This is a genomic window from Marinobacter sp. (assembly GCF_041984545.1).
Classification (GTDB): domain Bacteria; phylum Pseudomonadota; class Gammaproteobacteria; order Pseudomonadales; family Oleiphilaceae; genus Marinobacter.
Genome location: NZ_JBHIXV010000039.1, coordinates 18081 through 30847 on the forward strand (window position 1 = coordinate 18081; position 12767 = coordinate 30847).

General features: G+C 59.4%; 9 protein-coding genes. 5 read left to right on the forward strand and 4 right to left on the reverse strand.

All coding sequences use genetic code 11. From position 1 onward, the window contains the following. Positions 1 to 82 precede the first annotated feature (82 nt). Positions 83 to 703: an outer membrane beta-barrel protein gene (locus ACFC20_RS15435; protein ID WP_375193779.1), complete on the forward strand. Its 621-nt coding sequence runs from the start codon at positions 83 to 85 to the stop codon at positions 701 to 703. 22 nt (positions 704 to 725) lie between these two features. Here ACFC20_RS15435 and rlmKL read toward each other — a convergent pair whose 3' ends face one another. Beyond that, entirely contained in the window at positions 726 to 2900 is a 2175-nt protein-coding gene (gene rlmKL, locus ACFC20_RS15440; RefSeq protein ID WP_375193780.1) for a bifunctional 23S rRNA (guanine(2069)-N(7))-methyltransferase RlmK/23S rRNA (guanine(2445)-N(2))-methyltransferase RlmL, read from the reverse strand. A 319-nt stretch (positions 2901 to 3219) separates the two neighbouring features. Between rlmKL and rmf the strand changes: the two genes are divergently transcribed. Beyond that, complete coding sequence (rmf, locus tag ACFC20_RS15445; RefSeq protein ID WP_091984597.1) at positions 3220 to 3432, forward strand: ribosome modulation factor; 213 nt, start codon at positions 3220 to 3222, stop codon at positions 3430 to 3432. Between the two features lie 172 nt (positions 3433 to 3604). Here the strand turns inward: rmf and ACFC20_RS15450 are convergent, their stop codons facing one another. Beyond that, entirely contained in the window at positions 3605 to 4624 is a 1020-nt protein-coding gene (locus ACFC20_RS15450) for a quinone-dependent dihydroorotate dehydrogenase (RefSeq protein ID WP_375193781.1), read from the reverse strand. A gap of 411 nt (positions 4625 to 5035) precedes the next feature. On the opposite strand from ACFC20_RS15450, the gene ACFC20_RS15455 reads away from it, so the two are divergent. Continuing rightward, positions 5036 to 6196, forward strand: coding sequence for a cation diffusion facilitator family transporter (locus ACFC20_RS15455; RefSeq protein WP_375193782.1), 1161 nt, complete (start codon positions 5036 to 5038; stop codon positions 6194 to 6196). Positions 6197 to 6211: 15 nt separating this feature from the next. Here the strand turns inward: ACFC20_RS15455 and ACFC20_RS15460 are convergent, their stop codons facing one another. Then, a complete protein-coding gene (locus ACFC20_RS15460) occupies positions 6212 to 7711 on the reverse strand; it encodes a RimK family protein (RefSeq protein ID WP_375193783.1) in 1500 nt (499 codons plus the stop codon). 199 nt (positions 7712 to 7910) lie between these two features. On the opposite strand from ACFC20_RS15460, the gene rimI reads away from it, so the two are divergent. After that, positions 7911 to 9023 (forward strand): ribosomal protein S18-alanine N-acetyltransferase, encoded by a 1113-nt coding sequence (rimI, locus tag ACFC20_RS15465; protein WP_375193787.1) that lies wholly within the window; start codon positions 7911 to 7913, stop codon positions 9021 to 9023. Positions 9024 to 9199: 176 nt separating this feature from the next. Here rimI and uvrB read toward each other — a convergent pair whose 3' ends face one another. Next, positions 9200 to 11260, reverse strand: coding sequence for an excinuclease ABC subunit UvrB (uvrB, locus tag ACFC20_RS15470; protein WP_375193784.1), 2061 nt, complete (start codon positions 11258 to 11260; stop codon positions 9200 to 9202). A gap of 198 nt (positions 11261 to 11458) precedes the next feature. Between uvrB and ACFC20_RS15475 the strand changes: the two genes are divergently transcribed. After that, positions 11459 to 12643, forward strand: a complete 1185-nt coding sequence (locus ACFC20_RS15475; protein ID WP_375193785.1) for a pyridoxal phosphate-dependent aminotransferase — start codon at positions 11459 to 11461, stop codon at positions 12641 to 12643. Positions 12644 to 12767 lie beyond the last annotated feature (124 nt).

Here is a 12767-nt window from a genome sequence, read left to right on the forward strand (position 1 = left end):
AGTGTGACACGGGTCGACGTAACAAACCGTTACACGAGGCAGAATCAGCCCCTATTCGCCCATGTCTGGAAGCCCGATAACAATGAACAAGGCCGTGCGAACTTCTCTGGTCACCGCTGCAGTTTTTACATCCGCATCCGCCCTGCCGGGTTTTTCCCCGACGGTTCTGGCGCAGGAAACACCCCGGGCCGACAAACATTACATCGGTCTGCTGGCTACCACTTACAACCACCGGACCATCGGTGAAAACATCAAGGAATCGGCCTGGGGCACCGGCGGTACGCTGATTGTTGGCGGCCATATTAACGACCGGTTCCACGCCGAACTGCGCGCCGGTGGCGGCTTCAAGGACGCCGAGGTACCGGATTCGGACCTGAGCCTGGCGGTTGACTACTACGCCAGCTGGTACATCGGAATGCATTACCCGATCACCGAGTACGCCAACGTCTACGGACAGTTCGGGTTTTCCTACATCCAGGGCGAGGGCGACATCAGCGACCCGGACAATGACCGCAACCGGCCCTTCGAGGAACTGGACGGCGAATTCCCCGACAGTGGCTTCAGCGTCAGCTGGCTGGCGGGGCTGGATTTCGAAGTGATGGATAATACCTTCCTGGTGTTCGAGGGCGGAAAACTGTTCGAGGACACCGGCACCGATGTCAACACCTTCCAGTTTTCCGGCGGTCTCCGCTACGAATTCTGATCCGCCCTGCCCCGGGTAACGGTTATGCCTTGTGGCGAATGTGCCAGCACCGGTGGATGCGGGCGTTGCGCTGGAAATCCTTGTCCAGGGTATCCCGGGTCACTTCCGTCACTTCAAATTCGCTCTCCAGGGCTTCCTCCAGCCGGAAACGCCGGAAGTTGTTGGAGAAGATCAGAAGCCCATCGGAACTGAGCCGGGCCATCGCCTGCCGCACCAGAGCCGGATGGTCTCTCTGGATGTCCAGCACGCCAGCCATCCTTGCCGAATTGGAGAAGGTGGGCGGATCCATGAAGATCAGGTCGAAGCGCTGGTCCATGGTTTTCCGGTCGGCCAGCCAGGCCAGGCAGTCCGCCTGCTCCACTCGATGTTTCGCCGGATCGGCCCCGTTGAGCGCCAGGTTATCCTGCGCCCAGGCCACATAGGTCTTCGACATATCCAGGCTCAGTGACCGGCTGGCACCACCCACTGCCGCGTGCACCGTTGCTGCCCCGGTGTAGCAGAACAGGTTCAGAAACCGCTTGTGGGACGCATGCTGCTGAATCCAGTGGCGCACCGGCCGGTGGTCCAGGAACAACCCAGTGTCCAGATAATCTTTGAGGTTGACCTTCAGCGCACAGCCGTGCTCGTGCACATTGAAAAACTCGCCGCTCGCGGCCTGTTTTTCATACTGGCTGGTGCCGGCCTGACGCTGGCGCTGCTTGCAGACCATTTCCTCGGGATCAATGCCCAGGACCTCCGGTATCACCGCCAGGGCCTCGGCGAGACGCTCACGGGCCGCTCGCTCGTCTACCGACTTGGGCGCCGCGTACTCCTGCACGTGGACCCGCCCCTCGTAGACATCAATGGCCAGGGCGAATTCGGGCATGTCGGCATCGTACAGCCGGTAGCAGCCGATGCCCTGCTTCCGGGCCCACTGGCCAATGGTTTTCAGGTTCTTTTTCAGGCGATTGCGCAGCATGGCTGCGCGCTCTTCGTTGGCAATACGTGGCGCAACCTCACCCGGTGCCGCAGGTTGCCTGGGGGTCATCGCGCTGGCTTCGTCAACGTCAAACAGCAGCAGTTGGGCCGGCAGTTTGCCGTTGAAGAGCCGGTACTGCTTGAAGCTGCGCAGACCAATAGAGCGACCGAACTCGGGGGCACCGGTGAACACACCCAGGCGCCAGCCCGGCGTCGCGCGTTTAACGGCATCACCCAGGCTCAGGTAGAGCCCGCCCAGTTCTTTGCGCTCACTCAGGCGTTCACCATAGGGTGGATTGGTCAGCACCAGGCCTTGATCGAACCAGTCGCCGTCCAGATTCAGGTCTGCCACCGCGCGAGTCTCCACGTGCACAATACCCTCAAGGCCCGCACGCTGGATGTTCTTCCAGGCCGTTGCAACCACCCTGCTGTCCTGGTCAAACCCGGCAAACCGCGGGATCCTGCGCTGCTTGGCCTCATGGGCGCGACGCTCGGCCTCCTGACGCAGCGACAACCAGAGCTCTGGCTTGTGGCCCGGCCACTGCTCGAAGCCGAACCGCTCCTGCTTTCGCCCGGGAGCGAGGTCCAGGGCCATCATGGCCGCTTCAATCACCAGGGTGCCAGAACCGCACATGGGGTCGACAAAATCGCCACCATTGGCCGCAATATCGGGCCAGCCAGCCCGCATCAGCAATGCGGCGGCCAGGTTCTCCTTCAGGGGCGCAACGCCCTTATCGGTGCGGTAGCCCCGCATATGCAGGCTGTGCCCGCTCAGATCAATGCCCAAAGCCAGGCGACCACGGTTCAGCCGCGCGGAGACAACAATGTCCGGGTGCTTCGCCGCAACCGAGGGCCGGGGCCCGCCACCTGCCCGAAAGCGGTCCACAATGCCATCCTTGACGCGCTGGGCACCAAACTGGGTGTTGCGGATGGCCTCGTTCTGGCCCAGGAAGTTCACCCGGAAACTACCGTGAACGGGGATGTGCTGTTGCCAGTCCAAATGCACAACGCCGTCATAGAGCTGATCGCCACTGGTGGCATCTACCTCATCAATGTGAAGGATCACACGATTGGCCAGGCGCGACCACAGACAGGCCCGATAACCGGCCTCCAGCGGTCCCTCGACCCACACACCCGCCGGCGCGTTGCGTACAGTGGCAAGACCGAAGGTGGCAAGTTCGTCCGCGAGAAGATACTCCACTCCCTTGGGGCAGGTTACGAAAAAGACAGGTTTGGACAAGTTCAACTCCAGGTTGATTGGACGGCTCGAAGTAAGTTTCCGGAATAGCAGCTTTTACGCAAATCCGTGCCGTTTGTTATTTCATGCAACTATAAAAAAAGGGTCACATAGATGAAATAAATAGTGTACATGGGCGCAAAGTTCGACTTACCTTGTAACTGACGCGTCGTTCCGGAAGGGCAAACTCCCTCCGTTAACAGGATCCTGACTGCTCTGGCTTGAGCTGACAATAGTGGGTTATCCGGGATCGGATACCACAGGTCGCAGCCACTGCAGGTGTGTACACGCTTGTTCTGTTAATCCATCAGTGAGGAACGGCATGAAAAGACAGAAAAGAGACATGTACGCTCGTGCATTCAAGCGGGGTTATCTCGCTGGCGTGTCCGGAAAATCCAAAGACAGCTGCCCGATTGAACAGGCGGAAATCCGCCAGGAATGGCTCAACGGGTGGCGAGAAGGCCGCACAGATCAATGGGAGGGCATGACCGGCGTATCCGGCATTCACAGACTGGCCAACGTTACGACGGCGTGACGCCACAACCAACCCCGAATCTTAATCTGATCTTTTTCTACACAATTTGACGCAGTACCAAGAGCAACCCAAACGGGGCCTCCCGCCCCGTACCATGCGATGAAGCGCCACGGGGTTCATTCCCCGCTCGGGCCCGCTAAGCGGGCCCACCTTCGTTCTGGCGCCCGGGAAATCACTTCAGCCGGCGAATGGCTTCAACAGATTCCCTGATCAGTTCCGGTCCCCGGTAGATAAACCCCGTGTAAACCTGCACCAGCTTCGCTCCCGCACGAATCTTTTCAGCCGCACTCTCACCGTCGGTAATGCCACCCACGCCAATAATAGGCAACGAATCGCCCAGCTCGGCGTAAAGCCCCCGAATGACCCGCAACGAGGCCTCCCTGACCGGCGCCCCGCTGAGCCCACCGGTTTCCTCCGCATGCCGGTGCCCTGCCACCGCGTCGCGACTGACCGTGGTATTGGTGGCAATCACACCGTCAATACCGGTATCGCGGAGTGCGTTGGCCACAAACCGGATGCCCTCATCGTCCATGTCCGGCGCAATCTTCACCGCGACTGGTACGTACCGACCGTGCTGCTTTTCACAGGCAAGCTGCTCATCCTTGATGGCTCCAAGCAGTCCCTTCAGCGAGTCGCCGAACTGGAGATCCCGCAAGCCCGGAGTGTTGGGGGATGACACATTGACCGTAATGTAATCGGCACGGCTGTAGACCGCCGAAATACCCTTCCGGTAGTCGGACTCCGACTGATCGTTCGGGGTGTCCTTGTTCTTGCCCACGTTGATACCGAGCACGCCCCGGTACTTGCGCTTATCAACACGGGCGAGCAGGTGCTCAAGGCCCTCATTGTTAAAGCCCATCCGGTTGATGATGGCCTGATGCTCCGGTAGCCGGAACATGCGGGGTTTCGGATTACCCGGCTGGGCCAGCGGCGTGACCGTTCCCACTTCAATAAAGCCAAACCCGAGTGCGCCGAGGGCATCCAGGTGATCCGCGTTCTTGTCCAGGCCAGCGGCCAATCCGACCGGGTTGGGAAAATCCAGCCCCATAACATTGACCGGCAATGGATCTATTTTTGGCGAAAAAACGCTCAGAAGTCCGAGTCGGTGGGCCACATCAAGGCCGTTGAGGGCAATCGTGTGGGCTTGCTCCGGTGGCAGTTGGAACAGCAGGTTACGCAGAACGCCGTACATCTGAAAAAAAACTCCGTTGATCCAGGTGGGCGGAGTATACCGGAAGTTTTCCACAGCATCCCGGAATCCACCAAAATCGTCTCTAAATGGTTGTCCTGTCAGTACCCCGAGAGCTTTTCCACGGAATCTGTGGATAACCCTGTTGAAAATCGAGGGGCAACGGTTTCTATCCCTTGATAACTGCGCCCATCTACAGATTGATCATTTTTTGATCAGTTATTTTATTGTTTATTTTCAGTAGGTTATAAATTTTTATAGCGGGTATCGACAATTCCTAAACAAAATGTTACCCAGTCACCGTTCTGCAATGATGTGTATAAATCACACAATACACCGCCTTTTGGGCCACCCCGTCACAAGTCTCTGGAATAAGGCTATACTGGCGTCTCCTCGTTGTGTCCGGAGTGGTCCATGGAAGAGTCGATTTCACCCGCCCAGCAGCATCGAGAAAACCTTGCCTCGGAAATGAAAGCCGCGTCCAGGGTCACCATTATCGGAATGATCCTCGATGCCGTGCTCGGGGTAATTAAAGTCATTTCAGGTGCTCTTTTTAACTCCCAGGCGCTGATAGTAGACGGAATCCACTCGTTCAGCGACGTGGCCTCGGACCTGGTGGTGCTCGGGGTCATGAAGGTCTCCCGCCAGGAACCGGACCAGGACCATCCCTATGGCCATCAACGCATCGAGACCTTCGGCACGCTGGTTCTCGGCAGCATACTGATTGCGGTTGGCGCCGCCCTCGCCTGGGACAACACCCTGAGGCTACTACAAGGAGGCATTGATACAGTGCCCGGTTGGCCGGTTCTGGTGGCCGCTGCCGTTTCCGTTGGCAGCAAGGAGTGGATCTACCGCTACACCCGCCATGTCGGCCAGAAAATTCGCTCAGACCTGATCATTGCCAATGCCTGGCACAGCCGTACCGACGCTTTCTCCTCGGTGGTCGTGCTGGTTTCGACGGCCGGCGCCATGCTTGGCATGGTGTGGCTGGATGTGTTGGCCGCGGTGGTGATCGCAGCAATCATCATTCACATCGGCTGGAAGTTTACCTGGGACAGCGTAAAGGAGCTGGTGGATACCGGCCTGTCCCGGGAAGATACGGAGATGCTGAAGACCATTGCCAGGGACACCGACGGGGTCCGTGATGTCCATGAACTGCGCAGCCGACGCATGGGCCACGACATTCTCCTCGACATACATCTGGTGGTGCGCCCTGAAATCAGCGTGTCGGAAGGGCACCAGATCGGTATGCGCGTAGTGGCAGGCATGCGCGACGCCCTGGACAACATTCGCAGCATCAATTTTCACATTGATGCCGAGAACGACGAGGACCAGCCGGTTACCTCCGAACGATTGCCATCCAGGGAGGACATCCGGTCGATCCTGGCGGCCCAGCTGGGAGCGCTCCCCCATCACAGCCGGCTTCGCCTGCATTACCTGAAAAACCGCGTCCACCTCGAGCTCTTCCTGGAAGAACCCGAAGCGGACACCCCCTTCAACGCTGCCAATATCAAAGCTCGCCTCGGCGACTATCCCTGGTTTGGCAGCGTTCGGGTCTGGGTAGCCGGCCCCTGAGTGTAAGACCGGCAGCTAGCGGCGCCGGTTTTCTTCCATCCGGGAGAGGAATTCCTGCATGATCAGGGTGTAGAGTTCGCCGCCGAGAAAGCGGTCTTCGACACCGGCGTCGATGCTGGGGTTGTCGTTCACCTCGATGACGGCCACACGGTTGCCTGACTGCTTGATATCCACGCCGTAAAGGCCGTTGCCAATCAGCTTGGTTGCATTCAGCGCAGCCTGAATCACGTTTCTGGGCACCTCGTAGGTGGGCATGGTCTCAAAGCCGCCGCTCTCGCTCTTCGACTCACCGTGCTGGTAGATCTGCCAGTGCCCCTTCACCATCATGTATTTGCAGGCATAGATGGCTCTGCCACCGAGAACGCCGATGCGCCAGTCGTAGTCGGTGTAAAGGTATTCCTGGGCCAGCACCAGGGCGGACTGTTTGAACAGATCCCGTAGCCCGGCCCGCAGGGATTTTTCATCCTCGGCCTTGGTCACACCCCGGGAAAAAGCACCATCGGGTATCTTGATCACCACCGGGAAGCCCAGCTCGCTGATCACCTGCTCCACCGCGTCTTTCTGATCCTTGGACAGGATCAAGGTTTTCGGCGTGGGCACCTTGTTGTTCTTCAGCAGGTCCGCCAGGAACACCTTGTTGGTGCACTTGAGGATCGAGACCGGGTCGTCGATCACCACCATACCCTCGGCGTCCGCCTTGCGGGCAAAGCGGTAGGTATGATGGTCAATGGCGGTGGTTTCACGGATGAACAGGCCATCGTACTCCGGCAGGCGCATGTAATCCCGGCGGGTAATCTGCTCTACGTTGATCCCCAGCTTGCGACCGGCCTTCTCGAAGCGCTTGAGCGCCACCTTGTCGCTCGGGGGCATCTCCTCTTCCGGATTGACCAGCACCGCCAGGTCGTATCGGTAGCGGCGGCGGGTGCGCGGTTTGCGCCATACCATGCTGCTGAAACGGTCGAGTGCGGCCGCGAAGGCATCCTGTTCTTTCTCACCCAGATCGGCTGGCGCCGCCGGTTTCATGGACTCGATCTGCCACTGTTTCCGTCGCTTGAAGACAACCTCGAGAATGGGGCACGGGAAGCGCTCGAACAGGGCCCGGGCCACCGGTTTGAGATCCGGGTGTTCAGCCTGCCCGAAATACGTCCGTACCTTGACTTCGTGGGTGGCGTCCCGATCGTCGCTGGCCGGATCAATCGCTGAACCGGCGGCATCCAGCCAGTTGATCACGCTGGCGTCCAGCTCTTCCAGCTCCAGGGAAAACAGCCCTTTCCGGCTCAGATCGTTCAGCGTCATCACCGAGGGCACCACGTGATGGCCCCGGGCCTCCGCCAGCAACGAGCAATAATAGCCCCGGCTGAGGTAGCGGGCGCTCTGACACAGGTTGATTACCCGAACCCGGCTGGTGGACGGCGCAGAGAACTGAAGGTACTGATCAAAGGTCAGCACATCTTCACTGGGATAATACGGTGCCCAGTCTTTGGCTCGGTCTACTACAATGAGCAATCGGGACATGCAGGATGTTCCTCCCTGGAGGTTATTCTGTGATTATTTGCCGCAACAATACGCTGCCGGGCGGCCTCTCACAATCGGCGAATAATGCGTGCTTTTACGCATACTTGCGCTATTTGAGTATTGCTGTCTCTCACCCATAATAGCCCAGTAAGGGAAGCCTACCAGCATGCCCGCACGTTTCTTCTCAAGGCCCCACCTGATGCCCGAACTTCACATTCGCCAAGCCACCGGCAAAGATCTCGATGCCATCGTCAAGCTGGAGAACCGGTGTTTTACCGAGGACCGGCTGTCCCGACGAAGCTTCCGCCGTTTCCTGGAGATGCCCAGGGACCGCCTGATCGTGGCCGAGTCAGATGGCGAACTGGTGGGGTATTGCCTGGTGCTCATGAGCGCCGCCACACGTCTTGCCCGGATTTACTCGATTGCCGTATCGCCGTCTGCCCGGGGCCAGGGTGTTGGCGAAACCCTGGTACGCGAAGCTGAAAAGGAAGCGGTAGACGCAGACCGGATTATCATGCGGCTTGAGGTCCGGGAGGACAACGCAGGTGCCATCAACCTCTACAAGCGGCTCGGTTACCGGCAGTTTGGCACCTACCGGGATTACTACGAGGATCACGGCAACGCGCTGCGGTTCGAGCGCCGCATTCTGTTCTATGAGCCATCGCGGGATTACCCGGCGGTGCCTTATTACCCTCAGACCACGGAATTTTCCTGTGGCCCGGCGGCATTGATCATGGCCATGGCATCCCTCGATGAACAGCAGCCTCTGACCACACTGGAGGAGCTGAAGATCTGGCGCGAGGCCACCACCATTTTCATGCTGGCTGGCCACGGCGGCTGCGGCCCCCATGGGCTGGCCCTCGCGGCCTGGAATCGGGGGTTTGCGGCCAGCGCCTGGATCAGCATGGAGGGCGCCCTGTTCAAGGATACGGTTCGCAATGAGGACAAGAAGCGCGTGCTGGAACTGGTGCACGAGGGCTTTCTGCACGACATTGGCCAAACGGGCATCAAGCTGCACCATGACCCGCTAACACTGGAGGCCATGGAGCAGGCCCTGCACGAGGGGCAGATTCCGGTGATCCTGATCAGTACCTGGCAGTTAAACCGCAGTCGGGTGCCCCATTGGGTGACGGTGTGTGCCATGGACGATCAGTTTGTGTATCTGCACGATCCGGAAATTGATGTTGAAGCCGGGGAGACGGTGGTCGACAAGCAGTATTTGCCGGTGGATAAGCGGGTGTTCAGTCAGATTTCGAAGTATGGGCGGAATCAGCCTTTGCAGGCTGCGGTGATTGTGGGGCCCAAGCGCTAGCCTGGTCCTCGGTTCTTAAACTTCGGGGGCTGCATGGGCCGGCGTATTCTTTGCCAGAAAACGCCCGTGAATACATCCATGTAGGGCTCGGTCGCGCCATCCCTGGCGCTCCACGTTTCTGGCAAAGAATACGCCGGCCCACGCGATGAAACCTCGCAGTGGTCGTCCAACAGAAACTAACCGGTTCGCAGCGCCGCTTCCTTGAGCTCTGCAATCTCATCTCGCAGTCGCGCTGCCGTCTCGAAATCCAGATCCGAGGCGGCCTTGTACATATCGTCTTCGAGCTTTGTGATTTCCTTGAGTACTTCTTCCGGCGATTTGTTGCCGGCCTTGGCACGGTATTGTTCGGCTTCCTCAGCCGCTTTCTGACCCGGACGCTCGGCCTTGCGTTTGCCGCGCCCGCCGCCACCGCTGGCGCCTTCCATGATGTCGGCGATTTTCTTATTCAGGCCCTGGGGCGTGATGCCGTGCTCTTCGTTGTGGGCCTGCTGCTTGGCGCGACGGCGTTCAGTTTCGTCGATGGCGCGCTGCATGGAGCCGGTGATCTGGTCGCCATAGAGGATAGCCTTGCCGTGGACGTTCCGGGCGGCCCGGCCGATGGTCTGGATGAGGGAGCGGTCGGAGCGCAGGAAGCCTTCTTTGTCGGCGTCCAGAATGGCCACCAGGGAAACTTCGGGCATGTCCAGGCCTTCCCGGAGCAGGTTGATGCCCACCAGCACGTCGAATTCACCGCGGCGCAGGTCGCGAATGATTTCAACCCTCTCCACCGTGTCGATGTCGGAGTGCAGGTAACGCACCTTAATGTCGTGCTCCATCAGGAAGTCGGTCAGGTCTTCCGCCATCCGTTTGGTCAGCGTGGTTACCAGCACCCGCTCCTGCACCTTCACGCGGGCATGTATTTCCGAGAGCAGGTCGTCCACCTGGGTGGAGGCGGGGCGTACTTCGATTTCCGGGTCCAGCAGGCCGGTGGGCCGAACCACCTGCTCCACTACCTGCCCCGCATGCTCTCCCTCGTATTTGCCCGGGGTGGCTGAGACGAAGATCATCTGGGGCGCGATGCGCTCCCATTCCTCGAACCGCATGGGCCGGTTGTCCAGCGCCGACGGCAGGCGGAAGCCGTACTCCACCAGGGTTTCCTTGCGCGAACGGTCGCCCTTGTACATGGCGCCGATCTGGGGAATGGTTACGTGGGACTCATCCACCACCAGCAACGCGTTGGGCGGAAGGTAATCAAACAGCGTGGGCGGCGCCTCGCCGGGGCGCCGGCCCGAGAGGTAGCGGGAGTAGTTCTCGATGCCGTTGCAGTAGCCCAGCTCCAGCATCATCTCGATGTCGTAGCGGGTGCGCTCCTCCAGCCTCTGGGCTTCCACCAGGCGATTGTTGTCGCGCAGTTGCTGCAGGCGCTCGTCCAGTTCCACCTTGATGTGCTCAACGGCGTCCAGCACGGTCTGGCGCGGGGTCACGTAGTGAGACTTCGGGTAGATGGTCACCCGGGGCACGCGGCGCAGCACCTCGCCGGTGAGTGGGTCGAAGTAGCTGAGGTTCTCCACTTCGTCATCGAACAGTTCAATCCGGATGGCCTCTTTTTCCGATTCCGCCGGGAATACGTCAATGACATCGCCGCGCACACGGTAATTGGCCCGGTGGAATTCGATGTCGTTGCGGGTGTACTGCAGCTCGGCCAGCCGGCGCAGGATAAAACGCTGGTCGATCTGGTCGCCACGGTCCAGGTGCAGCATCATCTTCAGGTAGGACTGGGGGTCGCCCAGACCATAAATAGACGAGACGGTTGCCACGATGATGGCGTCCGGCCGTTCCAGCAACGCTTTGGTGGCCGATAGCCGCATCTGTTCGATATGTTCGTTGATGGAGGCGTCTTTCTCGATGAAGGTATCGGAAGACGGCACATACGCCTCTGGCTGGTAGTAGTCGTAGTAAGAGACGAAGTACTCCACCGCGTTGTCCGGGAAAAACTCTCGGAATTCGCCGTAAAGCTGTGCGGCCAGGGTCTTGTTGTGGGCCATGATGATGGTAGGCCGCTGGATTTCCTGAACCACGTTGGCAATGGTGAAGGTTTTGCCGGAGCCGGTCACCCCAAGGAGGGTCTGGTGCGCAAGGCCGGAGTGGATGCCATCCACCAGGCCTTCGATAGCCTTGGGCTGGTCACCGGCGGGCTGGTACGGGGAATCAACCCTGAACACGCCTTCTCTGGCTGCAGTGGACTCTTTCTTGGCCATAATGGGCGGATAACCTCCGGATGTCTGGCACGTCCCGGCAAAACGGGCGTATACCTTCTAGAAATTTAGCGATATGCCGGCTTCATGATACCATCACTGCGATCGACGGCTGGGCCAAAACCAGCCAGTGCCAATCTGGCTCCGTTTCAAAGCCCGCCGGTCGCAGCCTAATCAGACGCAGCTTTAAGGAGCGCAAGTTTGGACCTTCAACTTTCCAGCCGAGTACAGGCGATCAAGCCTTCCCCTACCCTCGCAGTCACCAACAAAGCCGCCGAGTTGCGCGCGGCTGGCCAGGATATCATTGGCCTGGGTGCCGGCGAGCCGGACTTCGATACCCCCGATCACATCAAAAAGGCCGCCATTGAGGCCATCAACAACGGCCAGACCAAGTACACCGCCGTTGATGGTACGCCGGCCCTGAAGAAAGCGATTATTGCGAAGTTCAAGCGGGACAACGGACTGGAATACGAAGCCAACCAGATACTGGTTAGCAGTGGTGGCAAACAGAGCTTTTTCAACCTCGCCCTTGCCACATTGAACCCGGGCGACGAAGCCATCATCCCGGCCCCCTACTGGGTGTCGTACCCGGATATGGTGCTCGTGGCCGAAGGCAAGCCGGTGATCATCGAGACCGGCGCCGACACCCGATTCAAGATCACTCCGGAGCAGCTGGAAAACGCCATCACAGAGCGCACCCGTCTGTTCGTGATCAACAGCCCGTCCAACCCCAGCGGTATGGCCTATACCCTGGAAGAGTTGAAGGCGATTGGCGAAGTGCTCAAGAAGCACCCCAATATCATGATCGCCACCGACGACATGTACGAACCGATCCTGTGGACCGGTAAGCCGTTCTGCAACATCCTGAACGCGACCCCGGAACTGTACGACCGCACCTTCGTGCTCAACGGCGTTTCCAAGGCCTACTCCATGACCGGCTGGCGTATCGGTTACGCGGCTGGCCCGGCCAGGATCATTGGCGCCATGAAGAAGATTCAATCCCAGAGCACCTCCAACCCGGCCTCCATCTCCCAGGCGGCTGCCCAGGCAGCCCTCGACGGCGACCAGGCCTGCGTTGGCGAGATGGTGAAGGCGTTCAAGGAACGCCACGACTGGCTGGTGGGTGCGCTGAACAAGCTGCCGGGCGTTGAGTGCCTGAACGGCGACGGAACCTTCTACGTGTTCCCGAGCTTCCAGGGTGCCATTGATGCCGACTCCAGCGTGAGCAATGACGTGGAGTTTGCCGAGAAGCTTCTCACCGACGCCGGCGTGGCGCTGGTACCCGGCTCGGCCTTTGGCTGCCCTGGCCACATGCGTCTGAGCTTTGCGACCAGCATGGAAAACCTGGAAAAGGCCATCGAGCGTCTGCAGAAAGCCCTGGGCTAAAAAGTTCGGAGGCAGGGGTTGACGGGGCGGTATAGCCAACTTAATATACGCGCCTCGTCACACGACGACGTTCCCCGATAGCTCAGTTGGTAGAGCAACGGACTGTTAATCCGTTTGTCGCTGG